Consider the following 24,186-nt stretch of genomic DNA (forward strand, 5'->3'; position numbering starts at 1 on the left):
TTACGATCCTTGACTAAGTTCAACAGCTTCTTGAATCGTTGAAGCACCATCTTTCACAACTTCTGATGTACTCACTTCAAGGATTTTCTTTCCTTCAAAACGATCTCTTTCAGCAACATTTGTATCTACTGCAAAAATAACTACATCCGCTTCAGCAATTTCCTGAGCACTTAGTCTATTTTCTAACCCCATTGCCCCTTGTGTTTCTACTTTAATCGCAATATCATTTTTCTTAGCGAATTTCTCTAAATTCGCCTTTGCCATATACGTATGTGCGATTCCTGCAATACATGCTGTTACTGCTACAAATTTTGTCATGTTACGTTCCTCCAATATTTTTTATATTAATGCTTGATAAAGCATTTCTTGATCTTTTGCTTGTTTAATTTGAGTGACAAAATCATCATCCATCATTTTTTCTGATAGCTCAGCCAGAATTCTTAAATGCTCTCCATTCTTATCTTGATTTTTAATTGCCAATAAAAATACAAACTCTACGGGTTGTTCGTCTAACGACTGCCATTCTACCTTATTACCTAATCTGGCGACGGCAACTGTTGAGTGAACAACTGCATCACTTTTACCGTGAGGAATAGCAAGACCTTTTCCAATACCTGTCGTCATATGTTCCTCCCGAATAAATACGTCGTTGATAAACGTAGCAAGATCAGAGATATAGCCGTTTTGATAAAGTACTGCCGCCATTTCTTCAATCACTTCGGTCTTATTTTTTGCTTCTAATCCTATCAGTATGTTTTCTTTATGGACTTTATTCGTTGTTGTCATATATTGACCTCCTTCAAATACTCATGGATTTCTTGAACTGTTGTTGCAGTAATTAATTTGTGTATGACATGATAGTCAGAGATTAACTCATTGAAAAATTCATAAACTTCGTTAATCGAGTCTTTTATCCTTTTATTTAAAGCAAAGAAAAAAATAATTTCGACTTTTTCTGTTCCCCAGAGGACACCGTTTGGATTAATATAGATTGAAATACTCGGTTCATCAGTCATAGCTACTTCTGCATGAGGCATCGCAAAATTTCCGATAACCGTTGATGATAATTTTTCTCGGTTCGTTGCACTTTCCACTATCCCTTCAGCTAAATAACCTTTTTCAATCAATTTATGGTTGATCGTGGTTAACACCGAATATTGACTTTCTTTTTCTTTTGTTGAAAAAAAGAGTAAATCATCCTTTATCAACTTGATGAACGCGTCATAACAACGTTCTCGTGTATGTCCAATTTGTCTTTTTATCCTCTCTACATCTACCTCATTCATCAAAGGTGTCACAACAATTACAGGAACAGGACTATACTCAATGGGAATCGTACTAATGACCAATGCTTCTGTCACCTCAGTCAACTGCAATTCTTTTAATGATAAAACGCGCATAATACTAAGCTCTTTAGAAAAAATCTTTTTAATTCGTTGTTCTAATAATTTCGATGTACCATAACCACTGCTGCAGACAACGACGACTTGTGTTTTTTTCTGAGGTTCTCTATCAAAAAAGGTTTGAATATGAAGCGTTATATACGCAATTTCATCATCGTTCAATTGAATAAAGAATGCTTGCTCTAAGCTTTTAGTTAATGCTACCGCTACTTCAAATGAACGTTGAAAAGTGCCACAGATTTTATCAGTGTAAGGATTGTAGATATTTAAACCGAATTGTAAACGTTTGATTGCCGCATTCAAATGAATCAATAAATTTTTTACTAATTCTTCATCTGGGTGGTATTGGCTTAAAACATCGGATATGATTATTTTTAATTGCTCACTGAGGTCTAAAATATCTAAACTAGTTTCAGCCATACTATTCAGTGTATTTTTTTCTATCGCAGCAATATGGATATTTATATATTGTTGTTCGTAAAGTGGGATCTTTATTAAAAATTTTTGTTCTAATAAAGTAACCAAGACAGTCGCATTTTCAAGGACGATTTCACTAGTATTGACTGGCTTGTCAATATAGAAATCTTTTTTTATTCTTTCAATGGCAATGACTAAATGAATCGCTAATGATTGATATTCGTACTCTGTGATTTTAAGCTCCGAGCATTCAATAAAATGGTTTAATACATTCGTTACATTATCCAAAATTTCCAAATCCACAATATTATCTACAACAGCAGACATCATGATGTTTAATTTTAATTCCGTTTTTTGATCCTTAGTTATATGAATACCGCCCCAATAATAATTAATGACATTTGACATAAGATTTCTACGCTGATTTTCAGTTACTGCTAATTTCAAACCATTTCGAGTACTTTTAATCTCTACTCCTTGTTCGCTAAATTTTTTTCTCACTTCTTTCAAGGTACTTTCCATTGTCGCTCGACTGACGTATAGTTCATCTGCCAATTCTTGGATTTTAAGATAGTTCTCACTTATTAAAAATTGAGAATAGACAAGCATTTCACGATCTTCGATTGTTTCATCATGTTTTGTGTTCAATTGATCTAATAACTGGTCAATTGATTTTTTCTCACCAACAATTGAAACACCTACTCTTGGTTTGACTGACAACTGTAAATCAGTTTGTTCGATTATTCCGCTAACTTCATTAAGATATTTACTTACAGTTTTAGTCGAAACTCCTAACATGTACCCAATTTCTTTGTGGGTCGTTGTTCCTCTATCCACTATAAATTTTATGATTTTGATATATTTATCTTCATATGCTCGTTTCATTAAACCACCTCATTTGAATACGTTTTCATTATATATAATTCTTTATTTTTCCCATACTGAATCTTTCGCTGTATTAATGTAGAACGTTTTTAGGTACTTCTTTAATTAGGCCTATTTATATCCATATTATTTTTTGGCGTATTAGTTAAAAAATCCGGCAAGATTTTTATTCCTCTTGCCGGATTTTATTCATTTACTGTATAAAACGTAGCCATTTTTAAATGAAACTACAACAAAACGCCACTCCAATCGTTCTGGATCAAAAGTTTATTCGAAATTATTTCAACAAAGAAGTTAAATAATTTATTTTTTCAAAATCCTTTTTATTATTCTTATTTGCCCGATAACTATCTTTACTTGATGAATTATAAATTTTCAAAAATGCCTTTAATGATGGCGTATAAAATTTGACCCCATCAATCGTATGATAATCTAATTCACTATCTGAAACATCAGCAAAAGTCGGCAAGGTATCAACCACTCCGTAACCTACTTCAATTTCATTTTTTAAAAATTTATGCTCATGTAAAATCAATCAACTCATAATCTAAATGAGCCATTATCGATACTATTTTATCCCATTCATAAATGACCAGCTCATCAGGAATACTCTAGCCTCTGGGATCCCCAGAAACATGAATATCGATATCTTGCAAATCCCAACTCTTTTTTGTTACAAACTCTAAACCTAGCGATCCCATAACAAAACTCCTTTTTAAGATATAGTAGCACACATTATAATTACCATGAAATTTATCCATATCTTTTTTTAGCCAAAATTCCACTTCCTATTGACTATGCAAAAAAAGACCCGTCACCGATCAGAGTGATTGATCTTTTTCAAGATTATAGTGAATGCAGGTTCTATTTGCAGCGTTTTGCAAATTGATATTTTATGTCCTAAATTTATCACGCAAGCTCTTTACCCAGAAAATAATTAATACTATTCCTATCCATGTAAATAGCCCACTTAGTTGTTCATTTGTTTTCGGTAGTTGGTCTGGTTTAGCACTATTTTCTATAATTACTGAAGTCCCTTCTTGGATAACTTCAACAGTTGCATCACTTATAATCGACTCTCCGTAGGCCGTCTTTAAGAATAAATTAACTATAAGCCAACAAATAAATACTGTAATTGCTAGATATTTAAGATTTCTTTTTATAAAATACATAGCCCGCTCCTCCTAAAACTAAAATAGCTACACTAATAATTAGCCACCATTGATTACTTTCAGAAAGAATCTCTACTCCTCCATTCATTCCTTGCTTCTCTGAGGTAGAAAGTGTAAAATCACTTTCCCAAGAACTGTCAATTACATCCGATTTAGCAACTATTTTTAAAACATACTTTCCGGCTTTTAGCTTAGAATCAGTCAGAGAAAGTTCTGGAGAAAATAAACTGTTTGGGGCAAGTTCAACCTCTTTCATTTCACTACTCCAGAGGCTTTCCGCTGGTTTATCTTTTTTATAAACAGTAAAAGACAAATTTAGTTTTCTAAGAATCGTTGGTTCAGGATTTTGGAATGTCAAATCCAATGTTTGTTTTGTTTTTTCTGAATTTAAAGTTAAACCTTTATAATTTAATCGATTCTCTTTGCCTTCTTCTGCTACTCTTATTTTTATTGGAATATTATAAGCAAAAGAATTGTTCACACCTACTTGTGTATTATCAGGCTCTTTTTCACTGACATTCACAGCCCCTAAAATCGTGCCATAAAAATCACTTATATCATATTTTAATTGTATCTTTACCGTAGCTGAACTATTTGGTTCCACGGTTGCTTCATTTTGTTCTAATTTTGCTATTTTTGACAGTCTATAACGTTGGCTATCATCATATGTATGCTCTTTATCATAGCTAATCGTTCCATCTTTGGTTGTCATGCCATCAAGTAAGGTTAATCGCACACTTTTCGGTTCCGTAGATTCATTGACAATTACAACTTCTAATGTCTGGTTCATCGCTGCCGGCACACCAATATTAAAATAATCAACTGTATTTTCTAACTGATTTTCAGGTATAACAGGAGTTACATAAAAACCAGAGTTACTTGCTACGCCTTTTATAGGAAGAATAAATAAAAAAGGGAAACATAAAATCAAACTGACTAGCCACTTGCTGCACCTATTTTTTTTCATCTTCAACACTCCATTTCGACTATAATTATGTAGAAAAGAGAAAAAGCAACTTTCTTAAATTGAGTAAGTGCTTTTTCTCTACTTTGTGATTACACTTTTGGCGTTAATGTCCATGTAATATTCGCGCCATAAACACCTGATTGCAGTAAATTAGTATCTGCTACAGTTAATTGAGGATTCAATGTAACTGCTTTTCTTTCATTACTTCCTTGCTCATATCCCACGGTAAATGCTTGATGCTCTTCATTGTCGTTCATCGTAACATTAGCCGCTGTTTGAATTGAACTTTCTTGCGTAGATGGTGTTAATAAAACTCCTAATTGGTTTAAAAGAAACCCTTTATTCCCAAATGGTCCATCAGATAACTTTGTACGCACATTCCATTCATTTTGTTCAGCTGAGCCTGTACGTGTATCAAGAATGCTGATTACTGCTTTGCCAGCTTCTTTTTCATTTACAAGCGTTTGTTTATCTTTTGTATTTATTTTTGAAAAAATAATACTTGCTTCAGTATTGGCATTTTCACTAAATTTAACGGTTCCTGAATTCAGAATACTTTCAACTTCTACCACAGCATTACTATTAGTTAAATCATCTTGATTGGGAACTCTAGCTGGTGGCTGTACAATTAGTTCATCTTCTGGTGCAAAAGTAAAGTCTAATGGAAATTCACCGGTATACGGCTCATGCTCTACAGTAATCGTAATATCATTTCCTTGGGCATCTTTTCCATTTCTAGCATAAGTAAAACGGTTGTTGTTTAATTCTGTCAGTTCCAACGTAGCTCCATAGTTTGAGCCAAGTGAAATGATCGTTCTTTCTTTGTTTCCGTAAATAACATCATAATAGCCATAATCATTTCTTGCATTCCCTTGTACATCAAAGAATTCATATCTTCCAGTTTTGCTCTCATAACGAGCTAAACCTAAATACCCTCTGTTGTAGTCAGAAACATCATTTCCGTTTTCATCAAAGGCTTTCGTTCCTTGCCATTTTGTTGTACTTAAAATTGTTCTTCCTGGTTGATCTTTCACAATTGTTCCTGTTTCTTTAGATAAGACAGGCGGTTGTGAGGTAAACGTCAATTCTCCACTATATGGGACATGCTCAACGAAAACATTACCTTGAGATCCGTCTTTTTGTACCCCAGTTCTACGATAAGTAAACATATTTTCATCTAATCTGACCATATCTACCACAACACGATAGCCTAGCTCTGATAATAAAACTCTTTTTTTACCGTCTTGAGTAACGAAGAAAACACCTTTATCTCCACGGCTGACATTCGTTTGTTTGTCAAAAAATTCATAACGATTAGTTGTTGCATCATATTTTGCTCTGCCAATAAATCCACTATTTTGACTCGTTACATCATTTCCCTTGGCATCGTATACGAACGTTCCTTCCCAATTGGTTGAACCTAAAACTTGATTTGGCTCGTATTCTGCAGCAGACACACTGTTCCCACTGAATAGAAAAACAAATACTAGTAACATCGCTGTGAGTGAAAACCCATACATCTGCTTTTTCTTCATTTCCTTTTTCATATCTACACTCTCCATTTCTATTTTTTATACAAGAACGATCCAATTGATCTTTGTATACTTTTATTCATATCTTGCTCCGTTATTTTCAATAGTAGCGCTTAGAAGTCGATTGATGACTATATATTCTATAGTACTGGAGAGAAATAAATAGACTATTAACTAAAAATAAACTTTTTATAAATTCAGTGGAGATTGGGACAGCTGCTCTCTTTTTGTTAAATACATAAAACCCGAATAAATGGTAGAAAAAAGTCGTCCCTTCGCAAACAAGCCCAAACAATATGGACCACAAAAAAAGACCAATTATCGATTAGGATAATTGGGTCTTCATAAGAATAGACAAAATCAACTGTTCTACTCAGTCTTTTTAAACACAAAATTTTTCTCTATAAAGGCAAAATCATCACTTAAAATCTCTTTAAATTCCTCTAACGTCTTTTCTTCAGTGAGTTCCTCGTGATCATCTTCAAGTGAATTTAAATCTATCCAAATACCTGTTTCATCAGGAAAAATAAAAAAACGGCAAATCGTAATTTCAGGATAAGGACTCTTAACATATGTTACAACATAGCCATTTTGTACATCACCTATTTCTTTTTCAAGATATGCTTTAGAAAAAGACCTCTTATTTTTAATGAAGCTTTCAGTTAGACTATTTATTACATTTTCTGACAGACGCAGACTGACAGAACGTTGAAAACGTCGCTCTGAATAAAAAGAAATATAAGCTGTAGAAAAATAATCCGCGTACTCATTGTTTGTTGGTAAAACCGATAACTCTTCCTTTTGAATTTCTAAATCTGAATCCCCAAGTACTTCTAATTCGTAACCTCTATTGGTTAAAATAGTATGATCGTCTACATTTAACATAAGCGGCTTGCTAAAATCCTTATCTCCGGTTCCTTTAATACCTGCTTCTTTTAAAGGAGTAACATCTAAATATTCAGAATATAAAACTGGGGCAAGATTTTTTTCTTTTATAACAAAAAACGCAATCGGTAAAAAAAGAACCACACAAACTACTAATTTTTTCTTCCAAGAATTCTTTTTAGGTTTCGCCTTACTCCGTGAAAGACTACTCTTTCCAAGAACCTTTTTCTTTTGCAGCTTTTCTTGCTTTAATTTTGGAATATACTTTTTGTAATTTTGCATGTTATTTTCTTTCTTCGGCTTAAAGAAAGGCGGCTTTGAAAATAAAGTATCATACGTATCATAGAAATTTTTATCTTTTTTATTCATCATTTTCCCTCAATTAATTTTTTGGTTAAGTAAATATCTTCTGAATCTTCTTGAATGATTTCTTCATACTCATCCGTGATACTAGCTGAGATAGAACTAATCGTTTCCAATACCCGTGCTTTCGACTTTTCAATTTCAGAAGTTGAAAGTTGAGCATTTTGAATCTGAATGAATTTTTCTGTAGCTTCTACAATGCCTGGTAACTTTATATAGAGGAACTGTTCAAGTTCCGTCATTTCTTTTGGGTGCTTCATTAATTCATCAAATAGTAGTTTAGAGGATTGTAATCCTTTTTCTTTTGTCTCAATTTTCATTAAAACTTTTGACTTGCTGATCGTTGTTTCGAAAAGTATAATTTGTTTTTTTGTTATAGACATTGTTTCTTTGAATAATAGTAGTTCATCAGAAGTTAAACAGTTATGTTTTTGATATGTTTTTATTCTTTTTTTATATGTATACATTCTTTTAAAGTACTCTATTCCTTTTATCAATACAAGTAGCACAAATAACCCTAATATTTTCACGCTTGTTATCTCCTATTTTTACATATTTACTTTACATTTTACACTAAGCCCATGAAAAATGATATTCTTCATAAAAGTGTGTTATTCGTATATTCACAGAGCACAAAAAACGTATCTCTTTAATTATTTTTGGATACGTTTTTTGGATCTGTTAGCTATTTTTTATACATGCTTCAAATGCTATTGGCAATCATTTCAATTACTTACCTTACTTTTTATTAAGTGAGTGGATTGCACGGATAAGACGCTGCGCACCCTCTATTACTTTTTCCTTTGGGCAACCCAAATTAAATCTTAAGTAGTTAGCCCCTTCGACTCCGTAAGTGATACCTTTCATAATCGCTACCTTTTCTTGTTGTACTAATACCTTTTGCAATTCATCCATTGTAAAAGTGGCCTCCTGCAAATTTAGCCAACCTAAATAAGTAGCCTCAGGAATTTCAAACTGAATACAAGATTCTAGTGAAAGCATTTCTTTTAAACAATCAAAGTTTTCATCTATTACTTTATTTAACTCTTTCACCCATTTTTCTTGATTATTATAGCAATCCATTGTTGCTAAGAGAGCGGGATAAGAGATCGATGATACCCCGTCTCTTCCCTTCAGTAATGATAAAAATTGCTCTCTCAATGCCTCATCCGGCAAAATAACATATGATCCACCTAAGCCAGGCGTGTTAAACGTTTTGGACGGCGATGATAAGAGAGCATAAGACGTTTTAATTTTTTCTTTAAATAGCACTAAGGGTAAATGTTTTTGCTCCGGACGCCTTACATCCATATGAATCTCATCACTGATAATCGCTAAATGATAGCTATTACATAAATCTATTATTTTTTCTAATTCTTCTTTAGTAAAAACCCGTCCTGTTGGATTATGAGGATTACATAATAAGAACGCTTTTGGTTTTTCTTCAACTATGACCTGCTCCAAACGATTGAAATCAATCGTAAATTTTCCTAAATAATTTTCTAATGAAAAGGGCAAAAGTTGACGTTGATTTTGCGAAATACAATTAAAAAAAGCATCGTAACAGGGAGTTAATGACAAAATTTTATCTCGCTCATCCGTTAATAATTGTAAACAAAGGGATAAGCTGTAAATAACGCTTGGTGAATAGATACACCATTCAGGCTCCACAAAACAATCAAATTGATTCGAAAACCAATTGCTGATACTCCTCTTATAGTCCAAATGATTCCAACGAGTATACCCAAAGAATCCTTTTTTTATCGATTCTGCTAATACCATTCTCGTACCAGAAGGAATTTGGAAATCCATGTCAGATATTGAAAAAGGCAATAAGCCTTCTTCCCCAAAACGATCTTGCACGTAATCCCATTGTGTTGAGTAGGTTCCATATCGTGAATATTGTTTATTAAAATTGGTCAATGATTTCTCTCCCATCATTCAGAGCTTGTATTACCTTTTTCATCAATTGAGCTGTTCCAACTACATCTGAAATATCCACAACTGAATTCCACGAATGACAATACCGAACAGGAACACTTAGTACAATCGTTGGTTTTCCTTTGTACAATTGTACAGACCCAGCATCTGTCCCGCCACCATTAAACATATCGTATTGATAAGCGACACGCTCTTTTTCTGCAATGTCTTTTACAAAATCCAATAAATTTAAATTTGCTAGTGCGGTCTTGTCTGCTACTACTAAACCTGTCCCCTCCCCTAGAATCCTTGTTTGATAATCAGCGGCTTTTGGTGTATCTTTTCCATTAGCAACATCTATAACAATATTGATATCAGCATCCACTTCTCTAGCAGCAATCTTAGAGCCTCTTGTCCCAGCTTCCTCTTGAACTGTTGCTACTCCAATCACTTCAATTTTGTCAGTAGTTACGTGATTGAGCAGCTCTGTCATCACTGCACAAGCAACACGATTATCTAAGGCTTTTCCAATTATTTTAGTTCCATTGAAGTTTCTATTTGCCTTCGTATTCGGTAAAATCATATCCCCTATTTGCAGACCCGCTGCTTCCAATTCTGATTTTGAACTGGCACCAAAGTCAATATACATTTCATTGATTGGCACTACTTCCTTATCCATCTTACTTCCCTTAGGTAAGGTTCCCACAACTCCTTCTAATACTGATCCATTTTTTCGGCAAGTAACTCTAACTTGTTGCCCTAAGATAACATGTCCCCACCAACCTCCAATTGGATAAAAGTAAACAAATCCATCTTCAGTCATACGTTGTACACAAAAACCAACCTCATCCATATGGGCATAGATGGCAACCTTCTTTTTCGATGTTTGGAGATCGCCAAAATAAAGATTGCCAAATGCATCCTGACTGGATTCTTTATGAATTGATTCTTTTAAATAGCGTTGAACATACTGTTCTTGACCCGGTAAAGCATCTAAATTGGATAATTCAAGTAATAATTCATCTATTTTCATTGTATAATACTCCAATTCTTTGGAAATTTTGTTAATACTTCTGCTTTACCATTCTCATTAATTAAGATATCATCTTCAATTCTAATGCCAAACTGATTAGGCAAATAAACACCTGGTTCTATAGTAAAGGTCATATTTTTTTGAAGAGTCATTTTCTCTGTTTTAGCTATTGCTGGAAATTCATGACAAGATAGCCCTATACCGTGACCTAAATCATGACTAAAGAAGGCATCCAAATCAGATGAAGCTAGTTCCTTTCTCACTAATTGATCGATCTCAGCTAGTGGCTGATTTAATTGGAGATTTGCAATAGCCTTTTCTTGTGCCGCTAACAGTTTTACATAAATAGTCTTAATCTTTTGATCAACAGAGCCAAACGCCATTGTGCGGGTAATATCTGAATAGTATCCCTTATAGATAGTTCCAAAATCAATCATAATCAGTTCATTGTCTTTAATGATTTTTTGACTCGCATGCCCATGAGGTAATGCTGTTCTAGTTCCTGAAGCAACAATCGTTTCAAAAGCTGGGCCTTCACTCCCATTTTTTTTACTACGGTAATCAATCTCGTTTGCTACATCAATTTCAGTCATGCCTGCTGATAGAAGAGGAAGGATATCTGTTAATGTTTTATCAGCAATAGCAGCAGCTTTTCTCAGAGCGACAATTTCTGATTCTGATTTTATCATTCTTAACGTTTCAACTAAGTTCATAGTTGGAATCAGCTCACTTAGATTGGTTCGCATCAATTGATTCAATAGTAAAAACTTTTCATAGGAAATCGTTTGTTGTTCAAAGCCGATTCTTTTATTCTTAACGATTGAACCCAAAACTGAACCTATATCAGACCAACTTGAGGCTTCAATGACCTCAATGTTGTTTGTCTGCAAACTAGCTTGTTCTGTGTAACGACCATCCACAAACAATTTGGTACTATTTTCAGTAATTACCAGCCAACCGTTTGAGCCTGTAAATCCAGTTAAATAGCGCCAATTAATCTTATCGGTGATAATAATTCCATCAAGTTTTTGTTTTTCTAATTGTGCTTTTACTTTTTCTATTCGCATACATTACTCCTTCACTCATTACTTGATTTTTAGTGTATCCGTTAAAAATCAATATCCGTCAAGTATGCCTCGTCTTCCTCTGAAATAACGAACGAATGTTTTTCTTCTTTATTTTTCTCTTCCTGATCTAATTCTTGCTTCTCTAGTACTTTAAAGAACGGCAAATATAGCATAAAGGATAACCCTACTTGAACCAACTGAATAATAATAGAGCGCCAATCAAACCCAGTTAAAAATCCTTCTACAAAAACAGGGACATATGGCGGATCAAAAATCGGATAGTTTAATAAGCCAATCTTCATAGCAATCATTGGTAAAATACCTACAAAAGCTCCACCAAAAATAAATGGAATCATTAACACAGGATTCAAGATAATCGGTACACCAAATAAAACCGGCTCATTGATCCCAAATAAAGTCGGCAATATCGCCACTGCTCCAACTTTTTTGTACCTCAATGATCTACTAAACAACATAGCAAGCACTAAGCCGATTGTAACTCCAGAACCAGTAAAGTTCGCAAACGCTGACATTGCTCCACCTGTAATCACATGTTTTAAAGGTTCTCCTGCTTCATGAGCAGCAATATTTTCGGATAAATACTGAACTAAGATTGGAGATAAAATAGGAGATAAAACAGCCGAATGAATACCGAAAAACCAAAATACTAAACGTAAAACTAGTACAAAATAAAGAACCCATAACGAATCCAGGCTACCAATTGCAGGGGCTAATACATCCATAACTACTTGAGGTAATAATACGCCACCTGATAATTGATCAGTCACAGCACGTATCACAATGAATATCACACCAATTGCAGCCGTAGGGGTGATTAGCTCAAATGAGCTAGAAACAAAATCTGGAACCCCTTCTGGCATTTTTATAACCAATTTATGGACGGTAAAAAATTGATAAATTTTCACTGAAATTATTGCAATAAAAATAGCCGTAAACAAGCCTTTTGAATCTAAATAGCTCGCTACAATATTTCCGTTATCATCCACATCCATCGAAACAATTAAAAAGGCAATTGCCGATAACATCATTGAGCCTACAGTGTATAACTTATAACTTTCACTTAGAAAATAAGAAATCGACAATACAGCATAAAGTCCAACTAATCCTAATGAAACTTTTGATAAAATACTAAAAATATAGCCATACGTCTCAAACCAATTGACAACACCTTGCGTTTGAATGAATTCTGGTATCGATGGAAAAATCGCTGCGATTGATCCTAATAATAATACAGGAGTCATAACAACCATTCCCTTTTTGATGGCAGTTAAATATGCATTATTATCAACTTTATTTGCAATAGGAACTAATGTTTTTTGAATCGTTGCTTCTACTTTTTCGAACATCCCGGTTTTCTTTGAGTTTTCCATTGTTTTCTCCTTTACATTTTATTTTTGAGCCTCATGTTTTCGATAGGCAACTAATGCTTGTTTCATTACTGTGGCACCATCCATTGATCCATAGATATCAGACGTTAATAAAATAGTTGGCTTGTCTACTTTTGCTGCTTCACTTTCAATAAAATTATATTTATGACTTAGTTGAGGCCCTACTAAAATCACATCATAGTCATCGATGTATCGCTCTAATTTATCAACACCGATCGCTTCCATTGGATAGTCTTTTTCATCAAGTTTTTGAGATTCTTTCACTACTTTTTTCATAGATTCCATCATCATTGTGGTTGAAAAACCACCTGCACATACTAGTAACGTTTTCATTTTGTTTCCTCCTAAAATTTATTTATTATTTTCTTTTAGCATTTCAATCATTTCTTCAATTAAATCTCTTGCTAAGATACTTGTCATTAGATGATCTTGAGCATGAATCATTAATAAGCCACTCTCTCTAGGAGTTCCGTTAATTTCATCCGTGATTAGTTTAGTTTGGACTTCATGGGCAGTTAAGCTTTGCTCCTTTGCTTCTTTCATTTTTTCAGCAGCTGCTTCAAAGTCTCCTTTTCTAGCAAGTCGTAACGCTTCAAAAGCTGAACCTCTTGCATCTCCTGCGCTTGAAATTATTTTAAAAATATCCATTTCTTGTTCATTCATATAAAAACCCTTTCTTTAATAATTTTTTTAAATAGACAATAAATGATTCGTACGTTCTGATTCGAGATAATTCCTCATTAATTTCTGGATCTTCCATCATTTTGATCATTAATCGACTAATTTCTTTGTGTAAATTTAAATGATTCTTTTTTATATTAATTAAAAAAATAATTCGTACGCTCTTTCTGTTATAAATCATTTTTTCTGTTGGGATTAAGACTGAGATTACTTCTTTTTCTGCCACTTGTTCCATCGGGTGAGGTCCTGAAATACCTTGGTGATAAATCGTATCAATCATCAATTCGCGTTTTAACATACTTTTAGTAAATCCTAGTTTCGCCCAATTTGCCTGTTCAAGTTTTTCCCCTGCCTGTTTTAACAAATCTAAATAGCTAATCTGTTCATCGATGATTGAAAACCAACGTTTATCAAACAATTCCAGTACATATTGGTGGACATCAAGGGATTCTTTTTTTGACTCTTTTAGCAAGCTTAGATCTTTTTCAATCTTGTATAGTTCACTTTGCGTAGATACATCCTTTACAAAAATTAATGGAACGCTATGGACTTTTTTTACTGTTGGTACCGTTGATATCAAAAGATCATAACTATCATCGATACTCTCAAGTTCATTTAAAGCGAACGTCTCTATTTGCGAGTGACTAAACAATCGTTGTAGATTCACCTTTAATAAATAGGAAGCACCACCACCTGTTGTACAAATAACAGCAATTTTTTGATAGTTGTCTACAATTTGTGAGGACTCTTTTTCTAAACTAGCGGCAAAGTAGATTGCCACATAACCAATTTCGTCTTTACTAATCTCTTGTTCTAAATCTTTATTAAACGAAGACATGAAATCTAAAGATACATTAAACACATTGGCAAAGCGTGTATAAATACTTTCTATAATTGGATTTTCAAGTTGCTGGTTTGTATTTAGACGTTGCATTAAGGGTGCCATATGGCTTAAAAGTGCATTTGTTAATTCGTCATCTTTTTGAAAATTTGTATGATATTTTCTGTCAATTTCTTCTAAAGCATTTTGGATTTTCTGTTCTAAATGCTTATTTACATCCACATCTTTTAAAAAACCAGTTTTTTCTTCTAATAAATTCTTCAGATAATTATTTTCAGCTGTTGAAAAGTATATTTTATAGTTATTTTCTAGGTATATGATGACTTGTTCCGTGATTTGCTTATAAATACCATGTGCTTCATAGTTCTTTTCTTTACCGCTGACAAGCTCATGTTGCTGTATGATACGAAGACATTGAATCTTTATATTCAAAATTAAATCATCAAAAATAATATCATTTACTTTTAAATCATATTCTTTCAACTTACTCGAAACAAAAAAGCGTAACTCTTTCTCATCGAAATGATCAACAAATTCACACTGGTTTATTTCGATTTTTGGCATGTATGTTCTCTTTTTTACTAAAGACATTATTGCTTGTCTTTTATTTTTTTCCATGCCTATAATTTTGGTTCCATAATGAGCTTTTGTTGCAAGTTGCAACTGAAACTGTTGAAAAAACAATTCCACTTGCTTCATATCACTTTTAATAGTTGAAAAGCTGACTTTTACCAAGCTTGATAGTTTCTTAAATGTCAGATAGTCTTCACTGAATAGTAAGATCAGACAAATAAGTTCTACCCTTTTTTCAGGATCTTCTCCTCCTAATAAACCAACTGGATTATTTTCTTCCACGTAGCGCTCTACTTTTTGTTTGTCGTTTATTTCTAATTGAAATCCTTTACCTCTCACTCTTATTATCTTGAAACCATTGTTTTGTCCCACATCATTCAGTAATTTAATATCATTAGAAAGTGTTCTTGAAGAAATATTGAATTTAGTAATTAGGCGCTCAGTCGAAATAATTAAATTATTTTTGTATAAATATTGTAAAATCGCATCCTGTCTCATAATTTCCCTCTCCCGCTTATGAGCTTACTATACAATGTAAGCCCTTTATTTAAAAGGTTGTTTTTTGCAAATAGTTTACGCAAGAATTGTCAGCTTAATCATTTTATCCTTATAAAACAAACTATTTTTCATTGCTACAACACGTTCTTGACTACTAACCCACAGTCTAAATTATCAGTCTTACCAGCACAAAAAAAACGCTAAGGATTTTTCGTAAAATTTAAAAAGCAATCTTTGGAAATAAGCCAGCATTCACAAAAATTTAAAGAGCAATTTTTGTGAATGCTGGCTTATTTCTCAAGACTAGATTATTTTACACAACGAAATCCTAAATTATTGGCTGCTGACATTCCTGTATTTCCATTTCTAGCAGCGATACGATATCGTTTACAATAAGACTGATGACATAAAAAAGAACCACCACGAGTGGCATATGTTCCATCATCAATGGTTTGATAGTTTTCCCAAAAGGATCGACTATCCTTTTTTTGAAACTCATTCAAGTCAATACGAGCAGGATTACTACACCATTCCCAAACATTTCCAATTGGTTGATAGAGTCCATAAGCATTCGGTTCATACCATTTCGCAGGCGCTGTATTATTAAAACCATCTGCCGTGGTGTTATCTTTTGGGAACGCTCCTTGCCAAATATTACAGTGATGTTTGCCATCAGCTAATAATTCTTCTCCCCAGGGATATTTTTCATTTTGACTGCCTCCCTTTGCAGCAATTTCCCACTCGCATTCTGTTGGTAGGCGTTTATTAGCCCAAAGACAGTAAGCAACTGCGTCATTTCTTGAAACGTGTACAACAGGATGATCCAAGCGAGCTGAAATATCGGAATCTGGCCCTTCTGGGTGCAGCCAATCTGCCCCACTCACTGCATACCACCACCCCATATTAGGGACTAATTGGCTACATTTTTTTGTTTCTTCACTTAGAAAATAGTGGAAAACGAAGGACCAACCGAACTGTTCTGCTTCAGTAAGATAATTCGTAGCATCCGCGAAAACTTTGAATTCTTGGTTGGTGACAGTCGTCTCATCAATTAGAAAGGCTGGATGATCAATCGCTAGTTGCGGTCCCTCACGATCTGCAAGAAAGCCATCCGAGCTATCTGTGCCAATGTGATATGTCCCTTGCGGAATTTGTATCATGAATCATTCCTTCTTTCTAAAATAACTATTTGAAATACATTTGCATGGGTTACTTTATAACAGCAACATAGCTATTTCCTATCAGCTCTGAACCGTCTGTATTAAAGCTAAAATACTGTCTATTTTCGGTAGAAATTCCTTTAACAGCTGTTTATAACCACAATACCCTTGACTGTCAACATACATCACATCGATCATTCGTTTACAGCCACCACCACACATTTGCCTAAAAGCGCAGTCGTAACACTCGCTCGGTAACAATGACCGGTTACATAGAAATTTTTTAGACACATCTTGTTCAAATAATTCTCTTAACGTTTGTTTCTGAATATAGCCCATACGATACTCATCTAGCACATAAAAATCACAGGGATACACACTTCCGTCAGCTTCAATAACATATTGCACACGACAATTACCTAAAATACCACAAGCGGTTACTTGCCGTTTAACCAATAAATTGATGATATCATCAAACATTTTAATACTAATGTAGTGTCCATTTTTTAACTCATCTAACCAGAAGCACAACATTTGATGATAAAAACTAGCAAAACTTTTAGGAGTTAAGGCATAATCGTTACTTTTTTCAGCATCTAAATCAGCTAAACAGGGAATAAATTGAATATATTCTATGTTTTGTTCTGCAATAAACTGAAAAACTTTCTCTGCTTCTTGCGCTAAAGAGTTAGTTAAAACGCACAAAATATTGTACTCAATACCATATTCATCAAATAATTTTTTCGTTTGTAAAACTCTCTGAAAGGTTCCTCTTCCTTTTGGATCTACACGATTCAAATCGTGATACAGGGGTTGTCCATCGATAGACAACCCAACTAAGAAGCCATTCTCTTTGAAAAAAACACACCACTTTTCAGTAACTATTGTTCCATTCGTTTGAATTGAATAATGAACCTTCACTTTTTTATCTTGAGCTTGTACTAGATTTGTAAAGTTTTGAAAATAGTTGAGCCCAGCCATTGTAGGTTCTCCGCCTTGAAAAGCAAAAGTCACTTCATCGCCATCATCTAAGTCTAAATAGATGTTACTGATCATTTTTTCAGTAACTTCTTTAGTCATTTTTCCAAAAGACCTCACCTCACGTAAGGAACTTATATTTGCATAAAAACAATACTTACATCGAAGATTACATATTGAGGATATCGGTTTGATTAATACTGATATGTGCTTCATCTGTTCACTCAATCATACAATGTTCATGTAAGATCTTTCTCTTTATTTTTCATTCTTTTTTCATATTCTACTTTTCCAGGATATGCTCTTCCAGCAGCTATTTCCTTTTCCCAACGTGAAGAACCATGACCTTTGATTGGACCTTCTAGTAAAGGATCGTTTGTTGTTTGCATCCAGGCTTCTACTTTAGCGCGAAGTGCTTCAGCAATTTCACCATATCTCGGTTCGTTAATTACATTTAGTTGTTCTTCTGGATCCTTTGAAAGATCATATAGTTCTTCTGACTCATTTGGAACATAAAATTTGTCTCGCATGATTTCTCCAGAAGGGCTAAGGTGTGCATCCACAGTAACATACACTTTAGGACCATCTTCAAAGTTTCTTACATAACTATATTCTTTAGTCCGAATTCCACGCATCGGCCGATATTGATCGTGCCATGTCATTTCTGTAAAGAATTCCTCTCGACCTTCGTCTTTTGATGTTGTCAATAAATCGGCGAAGCTTTTCCCATCAATGTTAGTTGGTCTTTCTATCCCAGCTAATTCTAATATTGTGGGCATAAGATCAACATTGCATAATAACGCTTTTTTGAGTTTGGGTTGCTCTATCCCTGGCAATTTGATCAACAACACCGTTCCTAGTCCAGTTTCTTTTAATGTACCTTTTGCTCCTGGAAACGGCACGCCATGATCTGTGGTAAAAATCATGATAGTATTATTTTTATAACTACTATTTTCGACAAAATCCATTATTTCTCCAACTGCCGTATCCAATACTTTCAATGAACCATTAAATAGTGCAACATCTTCTCTGGTCTCTGTTGTATCATATAGAAAATTAAACACTTCCACATCTTCTATTGAATCAGCATACGGTACATATTCATCAAAATCTCGATGCGTTTCGAAAAAACCTAAATTCAGATAAAGCGGCTTATCTTTCGATCGTTTTTCCAGAAAATCAATCGCTTGATTTGCAACAAAAGGAGCACGATCTCCTTGAACTGGAATATAATTTTCATAGCCTAATTCGGTTGTTGATGAAAAAATTCTGTCTTCAATTTTGGGAGGCTCATTGATTGTTTCATGACTCAAGCCAATCAATACAGTTTCATAGCCGCCATTTTTAAGTAACATAGGTAACGTTTTTATGTTTTCAGATATTGAAAAACCTAAATGCGCTAGTCCCATCAATCCATTATTATGAGGATAAAGCCCTGTTAGGATGCTTCCTCTACTAGGACTGCATTGTGGAGATGGGCAAAAGTAATTATCAAACTGGACACTTGAATTAGCTAAGCGTTCAAAATTTGGCGCCTCAACTTGATAGCCATAACTCGGAAACATTTTTCCACTATCGTGTGAAATCATCATAATAATATTTGGTTTCATAACTTCCTCCGTTGTATATACTTCTATTTATTATCAAATTATAATCTATAACTACTTTTTTTTCAAACACTTTAAAAAAACCTTTTGTAAACGTTGACATTTATTATTCCAAATGATACCATCTTGTTAGTTGTATATACAACGAAAGGAGAAAAATGTTTATGTCCGATATGAACGAACAAGTTAAAATAATCATTGAAACCATTGGAGGAGCTAAAAATGTTACTGCAGCAACACACTGCGTTACACGATTGCGATTGATATTAAAGGATGAAAATGAAGTAGATATTGAAAAGCTTGAAGAAATTTCGATTGTTAAGGGAAGTTTCTCAGCAAACGGCCAATTTCAAATAATTATTGGTCCTGGAACGATTAATAAAGTTTACGATGAATTCATAAAGCAAACGAATATCACTGAAAGTACCTCTCAAGAAATTAAAGAGCAAAGTGCGCAGAAATTGAATTTATTTCAACGTTTAATTAAAACTCTGGGTGATATTTTTATTCCAATACTACCTGCTATTGTTGCCGCTGGTTTGCTGATGGGCTTAAATAATATTCTGTCTAATCCTGGCATCTTCTATGAAAAATCATTTTTAGAGGTACACACTGGTTGGGCTGGAATGGCAAATATGATCAATATGATTGCCAATACAGCATTTACTTTTTTACCTGCACTTGTTGGATGGTCTGCGGTCAAAAAATTTGGCGGCAATCCAGTTTTAGGAATTGTTTTAGGATTAACGTTAATAAATCCTAAATTGATGTCTGGCGCTCAATTTGCCCGTACCCCTGAAGAAGTGCAATATTGGGATCTTTTCGGTTGGAAAGTTGCACAGATTGGTTATCAGGGTCAAGTAATACCGATTCTAGTTTCTTCTTATGTATTAGCAACGACAGAAAAATTTTTAACTAAAAAAATTCCAGACATGATTCAGATGATTTTTGTTTCACCATTAACACTTTTATTTACTGGGTTTGTAACATTTACGATCATTGGTCCTATTACTATGAGCTTATCTAATTTGATCACAGATGGAATTTTGGGGCTGTTTAACATATCACCAACAATTGCTGGAGCTGTTTTTGGGGCTTTAGTTTCGCCACTAGTTGTTACGGGGATGCATCATCTATTTTTAGGCGTGAATCTTCAAATGATTGGTTCCTTAGGTTTTGCAACGTTGTGGCCAATACAAGTAATGGCTTCACTGGCTCAGGGAGCAGCGGCATTAATGATGTTTTTCATTATTACAAAGAAAAAAGAAAAAGGTGTTGCTCTTACCGCCGCAATTTCTGCTTGGCTAGGTATTACTGAACCAGCAATTTTTGGTATAAATTTACGTTACAAATATCCTTTTATTGCAGCCATGATCGGTGCTGGTATTGCAGGCGCAATTACTGCTACAGCAGAAGTTAAAGCAACCTCCATAGGAATTTCAGGATTACCCGCTCCACTTTCAATCATTCCAGAATATTGGGTCATCTATTTTATTGCTATGGCAATAGCCATTATTATTCCAATGTTCGTCACCTTTTTACTCTCTAAAAGATATACTGAAGATACTAGTAAGAAGATAAAATAGTAAGCTAAAAGCCTATAACAAAAATCACTTGATTTTTGTTATAGGCTTTTTTGTTATCTATGCGCAATATCAAAAATATGGAATGTGTCTACTTTTTGATAAGCTTCATGAATTTGGAAAAGATTGGCATTCTCTAAAAACACCTTACTTCTTGTAACTGCAACGTGTGTATCCTGTCCAAGATCTAATAAAAGTTGAACCTCTTTTGTCGGTTTTTCAATTGTAATATCTTTTTGTGCAAAGCTTATTTTCAAGCCTTTTACTTTTTCAAAATAGTCATATACTGAGGTCAACAAGTATTCTTCTGGGATATCATCCACAATTTCTGACAACAGAAAAAAGTCTTTGTCAAAAAGAACTGCTTCATTCTTCCAAGTTCTTACACGTTCTAATGATATTCCAGGTGCCTCTTTCACATCATCATAGCCGAAATCATCTGGATTAAGATAATCCGTACGATGTTTTAAAACTTTGGTTTGCAATTCACCGTTATACCGATTAGATAATTGTGAAAAGCTAGTGATCGTACTTGTGTTAATCGCTAATTTAGAAAAATCTAACACTTTTGCACCTTGTCCATGAATTTTTTTTATATATCCTTCATATTCAAGCTTATTTTGAGATTTACGTAAAGTTTCTCTCGAAACACTATAATAATCAGCTAAATCATTCTCCTTAGGTAAAAATGTTCCAACCGAATATTCTCCCATTTCGATTCTATTTTTTATATCCGAATAAATAAACTCAAACTTTTTCATCAACACTCACCTTTTCTTACAACTAAATGTCCTAGTGCTATTTTACCGTCAATCTTAAAATTAATCTAGGTAAATAAGAAATTCTTCCCGAATTTCAAGAAATAGTCGCTCAATTCGTTAGATCAATTCCTATAAACATGGCTAGGACAGAACCTTCAACGCTTAGGAAGTTGATGCAATTAGTTACTTCTGATTCCATCGTTTATTCGTAGGTAGGATGTGAAACAAAAGCGCTTTTTACTTTATCACACACATCTACGTCATCAAAAATCTGAATCAAGGCTTTTGTTCTAACTATTCTCTTTCAATTCACCTAGAAGCTAATCTTTATTTTATTATTTTAGTAAAACAGGCTTGACTTCTCTTTCGGGGTAACCTAAAATGAAAACACATACAAAAAGGGTTAACTCTTTTTTGAAAATGGAGGAGAAAAAAATGTTTAATGCTGATGGAAAACTAATTAAGAACCTTGAAAGATTCAACGAGAAACTGGATAGCCTTGTCTTTTTAAAGATTCTAACATCTGGTTTAACGATGATTTTGCCTATTATAATTGTCGGTGCCTTTTCTTCATTATTTGCCAATTTACCCATTCCAGCTTATCAAAATTTTGTTACAGACTCTGGTATTAAAGATATTCTTCTATTAGGAGGAACATTTTCTACAAGTATCATTTCATTGATAGCTGTAGTAAGCATTACTTATTCCTATGTTCAAAAACACAAGCTTCCAGCAATCATACCTAGCATAATCTCTTTGATTGCATTTTTAGTGTTAACACCTTTGAACAAAGTTGAGGACAAATCATTTATTTCATTTGAATGGTTAGGCAGTGCCGGCTTTTTTGTTGCCATACTAACTGCTTTTTCAGTAGGATTCATTTACACTAAAATGATTCAAAAAAATATGATATTAAAAATGCCTAGCTCCGTTCCTACTATGGTAAGTCAGTCTTTTGCTAGTGTGATTCCGTCCGCAGTTATTATATTTTTAGCTATGATTATTCGATATATTTTTAGTTTAACTTCTTTTGAAAGTATTCATAATGTTATATTCAAAATGATCCAAGTACCGATAACAAATCTTGGAAATTCTATTTTTGCTTTAATCATCATCACTCTTCTATCCAGACTACTTTGGATGATTGGTATTCATGGAATGCTCGTCTTAATGCCAATTTTACTAACCGTATTTATGCCGTTAGATTTACAAAATTTAGAAGCTTTTACAAATGGAGATCCTTTACCAAATATTGTTGGGCTTGCCTTTTGGATTTTATGTACTTCTATTGGTGGTGGCGGTGCTACCTTAGGACTTAACTTATTAATGGTCTTCAAATCTAAGAGCAATCAGTATAAAACATTAGGCAAACTGTCTCTTCCGTCAGGCATATTCGGAATCAATGAACCACTAATTTATGGATTACCAATCGTTTTCAACGCCATGTATGCTATTCCTTATATCTTAGCTCCTATTATCAATTTAATTATTGGTTACTTTGTTATCAAATCAGGAATTGCTCCTTCACCATCTGGTGCATCCATCTTAGGAATGCCCATTCCAATCTTCTTTGTAGGGTTAATTGAAGGTAGTTGGAAACTAGGTATTTTGCAACTCTTTTTCTTGTTTATTGATACTATAATATACTACCCATTCTTTAAAGCAGCTGATGACTCCTTATACTTAAAGGAAAACAATAGTAATGGTGAATAACCAGAAAAAATACTTGATAATAAGTGGAGATGATTATGGCTTAACGAAAGGCGTAAGCGAAGGCATTCTAGATGCACTGGATGTGAATGGGATTTCAGACACTAACTTTATCGCTACTTCAGATTTTAGCCTTGAAAGTCTAGAACTAGCAAAAAAAAGAAACCTTTTAGCTATGGGTATTCATCTAAATCTCGAAATAGGTCACTCAGTATATTACAGAAGGGAAATGGATTTTCTAAATACACATTTGGGGCATGACAACTATTATTCAATGATCGAAAATGAATTTCATGAACAAATAAACTATTTAATTCGTAACGGTATCGCCCTTTCTCATATCACCTATCATAAGAATATAATCGATAACAGTAACATGGTACGAATAATCGAAAAACTAGCGTTAGAATATGATGTTCCTGTTCGAAAATTGGAAAGTCCAAATTTAAATCGACTACTAAAAAGTGAAAATATTTTAATGTGCGATAAAAAAATAATAAATACAAACAATCAAAACTATTCGCTGGCTCTATTAAAAGATTTATTTGAAAGCGTTGGTGATTCCAAAAGTGTAGAATTAGTCTGTCATCCAGGATATGTGACCAAAGAGTTATACATGCTATCTAGTATGACGAATAATCGACAAAAAGAATGGGACTTATTTACTAGTTCGCAAGTTAAGTGTATGATTAAGGAGATGAATTTTGAGATAATCAATTATACCCAACTAAAGGATTGATA

At 33.8% G+C, this 24,186-nt stretch carries 23 protein-coding genes; 3 read left to right on the top strand and 20 right to left on the bottom strand.

Annotated features, from left to right (window positions below):
- The 19 genes from BCR21_RS14770 to BCR21_RS14860 all read right to left on the bottom strand — a co-directional run bounded on the left by BCR21_RS14770 (position 1) and on the right by BCR21_RS14860 (position 19,394).
- Entirely contained in the window at positions 1-318 is a 318-nt protein-coding gene (locus BCR21_RS14770; RefSeq protein ID WP_069647227.1) for a PTS fructose transporter subunit IIB, read from the bottom strand.
- A gap of 21 nt (positions 319-339) precedes the next feature.
- The gene (locus BCR21_RS14775; protein ID WP_069647228.1) at positions 340-786 is read right to left on the bottom strand and encodes a PTS sugar transporter subunit IIA; all 447 of its coding nucleotides are present in this window, start codon (positions 784-786) and stop codon (positions 340-342) included.
- Entirely contained in the window at positions 783-2,705 is a 1,923-nt protein-coding gene (locus BCR21_RS14780) for a BglG family transcription antiterminator (RefSeq protein ID WP_069647229.1), read from the bottom strand. Before BCR21_RS14780 ends, BCR21_RS14775 begins: the two co-directional genes overlap by 4 nt.
- Positions 2,706-2,982: 277 nt before the next feature.
- Positions 2,983-3,186, bottom strand: coding sequence for a hypothetical protein (locus tag BCR21_RS17215; RefSeq protein ID WP_139125672.1), 204 nt, complete (start codon positions 3,184-3,186; stop codon positions 2,983-2,985).
- 412 nt (positions 3,187-3,598) lie between these two features.
- Positions 3,599-3,877 carry an LPXTG cell wall anchor domain-containing protein gene (locus BCR21_RS14790; RefSeq protein ID WP_069647230.1) on the bottom strand — a complete coding sequence of 93 codons (279 nt, stop codon included), beginning with the start codon at positions 3,875-3,877 and terminating at the stop codon, positions 3,599-3,601.
- Positions 3,852-4,844: a DUF916 domain-containing protein gene (locus BCR21_RS14795; RefSeq protein ID WP_069647231.1), complete on the bottom strand. Its 993-nt coding sequence runs from the start codon at positions 4,842-4,844 to the stop codon at positions 3,852-3,854. Before BCR21_RS14795 ends, BCR21_RS14790 begins: the two co-directional genes overlap by 26 nt.
- A gap of 89 nt (positions 4,845-4,933) precedes the next feature.
- On the bottom strand, positions 4,934-6,391 hold the full coding sequence (locus BCR21_RS14800) for a DUF4822 domain-containing protein (protein WP_069647232.1): 1,458 nt from the start codon (positions 6,389-6,391) through the stop codon (positions 4,934-4,936).
- A 354-nt stretch (positions 6,392-6,745) separates the two neighbouring features.
- The gene (locus tag BCR21_RS14805; RefSeq protein ID WP_069647233.1) at positions 6,746-7,630 is read right to left on the bottom strand and encodes a hypothetical protein; all 885 of its coding nucleotides are present in this window, start codon (positions 7,628-7,630) and stop codon (positions 6,746-6,748) included.
- Positions 7,630-8,154 (bottom strand): 5-bromo-4-chloroindolyl phosphate hydrolysis family protein, encoded by a 525-nt coding sequence (locus BCR21_RS14810; RefSeq protein WP_167351796.1) that lies wholly within the window; start codon positions 8,152-8,154, stop codon positions 7,630-7,632. The genes BCR21_RS14805 and BCR21_RS14810 overlap by 1 nt, the downstream gene beginning before the upstream one ends.
- 208 nt (positions 8,155-8,362) lie before the next feature.
- Positions 8,363-9,547: a MalY/PatB family protein gene (locus BCR21_RS14815; RefSeq protein WP_069647234.1), complete on the bottom strand. Its 1,185-nt coding sequence runs from the start codon at positions 9,545-9,547 to the stop codon at positions 8,363-8,365.
- Positions 9,534-10,577: a M42 family metallopeptidase gene (locus BCR21_RS14820; protein WP_069647235.1), complete on the bottom strand. Its 1,044-nt coding sequence runs from the start codon at positions 10,575-10,577 to the stop codon at positions 9,534-9,536. Before BCR21_RS14820 ends, BCR21_RS14815 begins: the two co-directional genes overlap by 14 nt.
- Positions 10,574-11,644: a M24 family metallopeptidase gene (locus BCR21_RS14825; RefSeq protein ID WP_069647236.1), complete on the bottom strand. Its 1,071-nt coding sequence runs from the start codon at positions 11,642-11,644 to the stop codon at positions 10,574-10,576. The genes BCR21_RS14820 and BCR21_RS14825 overlap by 4 nt, the downstream gene beginning before the upstream one ends.
- Positions 11,645-11,685: 41 nt before the next feature.
- The gene (locus BCR21_RS14830; protein ID WP_084013340.1) at positions 11,686-13,035 is read right to left on the bottom strand and encodes a PTS sugar transporter subunit IIC; all 1,350 of its coding nucleotides are present in this window, start codon (positions 13,033-13,035) and stop codon (positions 11,686-11,688) included.
- A gap of 18 nt (positions 13,036-13,053) precedes the next feature.
- The gene (locus tag BCR21_RS14835; protein ID WP_069647237.1) at positions 13,054-13,386 is read right to left on the bottom strand and encodes a PTS sugar transporter subunit IIB; all 333 of its coding nucleotides are present in this window, start codon (positions 13,384-13,386) and stop codon (positions 13,054-13,056) included.
- A gap of 18 nt (positions 13,387-13,404) precedes the next feature.
- Positions 13,405-13,716, bottom strand: coding sequence for a PTS lactose/cellobiose transporter subunit IIA (locus tag BCR21_RS14840; protein WP_069647238.1), 312 nt, complete (start codon positions 13,714-13,716; stop codon positions 13,405-13,407).
- Complete coding sequence (locus BCR21_RS14845) at positions 13,709-15,646, bottom strand: BglG family transcription antiterminator (RefSeq protein ID WP_069647239.1); 1,938 nt, start codon at positions 15,644-15,646, stop codon at positions 13,709-13,711. The genes BCR21_RS14840 and BCR21_RS14845 overlap by 8 nt, the downstream gene beginning before the upstream one ends.
- Positions 15,647-15,954: 308 nt before the next feature.
- Positions 15,955-16,806: a formylglycine-generating enzyme family protein gene (locus BCR21_RS14850; protein ID WP_069647240.1), complete on the bottom strand. Its 852-nt coding sequence runs from the start codon at positions 16,804-16,806 to the stop codon at positions 15,955-15,957.
- 81 nt (positions 16,807-16,887) lie between these two features.
- Positions 16,888-18,000: a radical SAM/SPASM domain-containing protein gene (locus BCR21_RS14855; protein WP_069647241.1), complete on the bottom strand. Its 1,113-nt coding sequence runs from the start codon at positions 17,998-18,000 to the stop codon at positions 16,888-16,890.
- 23 nt (positions 18,001-18,023) lie between these two features.
- Positions 18,024-19,394: a sulfatase family protein gene (locus BCR21_RS14860; protein WP_069647242.1), complete on the bottom strand. Its 1,371-nt coding sequence runs from the start codon at positions 19,392-19,394 to the stop codon at positions 18,024-18,026.
- Positions 19,395-19,555: 161 nt separating this feature from the next.
- On the opposite strand from BCR21_RS14860, the gene treB reads away from it, so the two are divergent.
- On the top strand, positions 19,556-20,977 hold the full coding sequence (gene treB / locus BCR21_RS14865) for a PTS trehalose transporter subunit IIBC (protein WP_069647243.1): 1,422 nt from the start codon (positions 19,556-19,558) through the stop codon (positions 20,975-20,977).
- Positions 20,978-21,030: 53 nt separating this feature from the next.
- Here treB and BCR21_RS14870 read toward each other — a convergent pair whose 3' ends face one another.
- Complete coding sequence (locus BCR21_RS14870) at positions 21,031-21,735, bottom strand: UTRA domain-containing protein (protein WP_069647244.1); 705 nt, start codon at positions 21,733-21,735, stop codon at positions 21,031-21,033.
- A 381-nt stretch (positions 21,736-22,116) separates the two neighbouring features.
- On the opposite strand from BCR21_RS14870, the gene BCR21_RS14875 reads away from it, so the two are divergent.
- Together BCR21_RS14875 and BCR21_RS14880 are read left to right on the top strand one after the other, a co-directional pair.
- Positions 22,117-23,448: a PTS sugar transporter subunit IIC gene (locus BCR21_RS14875; protein WP_084013341.1), complete on the top strand. Its 1,332-nt coding sequence runs from the start codon at positions 22,117-22,119 to the stop codon at positions 23,446-23,448.
- Positions 23,438-24,184, top strand: coding sequence for a ChbG/HpnK family deacetylase (locus BCR21_RS14880; protein WP_069647246.1), 747 nt, complete (start codon positions 23,438-23,440; stop codon positions 24,182-24,184). Before BCR21_RS14875 ends, BCR21_RS14880 begins: the two co-directional genes overlap by 11 nt.
- The last annotated feature ends 2 nt before the right edge of the window (positions 24,185-24,186 follow it).

Source organism: Enterococcus ureasiticus (assembly GCF_001730285.1).
Classification (GTDB): Bacteria; Bacillota; Bacilli; order Lactobacillales; family Enterococcaceae; genus Enterococcus_L; species Enterococcus_L ureasiticus.

Coding starts and splice junctions, on each gene's coding strand:
- BCR21_RS14820 (WP_069647235.1), bottom strand. CDS start 10,577: ATGAAAATAGATGAATTATTACTTGAATTATCCAATTTAGATGCTTTA.
- BCR21_RS14800 (WP_069647232.1), bottom strand. CDS start 6,391: ATGAAAAAGGAAATGAAGAAAAAGCAGATGTATGGGTTTTCACTCACA.
- BCR21_RS14845 (WP_069647239.1), bottom strand. CDS start 15,646: ATGAGACAGGATGCGATTTTACAATATTTATACAAAAATAATTTAATT.
- BCR21_RS14805 (WP_069647233.1), bottom strand. CDS start 7,630: ATGAATAAAAAAGATAAAAATTTCTATGATACGTATGATACTTTATTT.
- BCR21_RS14795 (WP_069647231.1), bottom strand. CDS start 4,844: ATGAAAAAAAATAGGTGCAGCAAGTGGCTAGTCAGTTTGATTTTATGT.
- BCR21_RS14855 (WP_069647241.1), bottom strand. CDS start 18,000: ATGAAGCACATATCAGTATTAATCAAACCGATATCCTCAATATGTAAT.
- BCR21_RS14870 (WP_069647244.1), bottom strand. CDS start 21,735: ATGAAAAAGTTTGAGTTTATTTATTCGGATATAAAAAATAGAATCGAA.
- BCR21_RS14780 (WP_069647229.1), bottom strand. CDS start 2,705: ATGAAACGAGCATATGAAGATAAATATATCAAAATCATAAAATTTATA.
- BCR21_RS14825 (WP_069647236.1), bottom strand. CDS start 11,644: ATGCGAATAGAAAAAGTAAAAGCACAATTAGAAAAACAAAAACTTGAT.
- BCR21_RS14880 (WP_069647246.1), top strand. CDS start 23,438: ATGGTGAATAACCAGAAAAAATACTTGATAATAAGTGGAGATGATTAT.
- BCR21_RS14835 (WP_069647237.1), bottom strand. CDS start 13,386: ATGAAAACGTTACTAGTATGTGCAGGTGGTTTTTCAACCACAATGATG.
- BCR21_RS14840 (WP_069647238.1), bottom strand. CDS start 13,716: ATGAATGAACAAGAAATGGATATTTTTAAAATAATTTCAAGCGCAGGA.
- BCR21_RS14830 (WP_084013340.1), bottom strand. CDS start 13,035: ATGGAAAACTCAAAGAAAACCGGGATGTTCGAAAAAGTAGAAGCAACG.
- BCR21_RS14770 (WP_069647227.1), bottom strand. CDS start 318: ATGACAAAATTTGTAGCAGTAACAGCATGTATTGCAGGAATCGCACAT.
- BCR21_RS14875 (WP_084013341.1), top strand. CDS start 22,117: ATGAAAACACATACAAAAAGGGTTAACTCTTTTTTGAAAATGGAGGAG.
- BCR21_RS14775 (WP_069647228.1), bottom strand. CDS start 786: ATGACAACAACGAATAAAGTCCATAAAGAAAACATACTGATAGGATTA.
- BCR21_RS14860 (WP_069647242.1), bottom strand. CDS start 19,394: ATGAAACCAAATATTATTATGATGATTTCACACGATAGTGGAAAAATG.
- BCR21_RS14850 (WP_069647240.1), bottom strand. CDS start 16,806: ATGATACAAATTCCGCAAGGGACATATCACATTGGCACAGATAGCTCG.
- treB (WP_069647243.1), top strand. CDS start 19,556: ATGTCCGATATGAACGAACAAGTTAAAATAATCATTGAAACCATTGGA.
- BCR21_RS14790 (WP_069647230.1), bottom strand. CDS start 3,877: ATGTATTTTATAAAAAGAAATCTTAAATATCTAGCAATTACAGTATTT.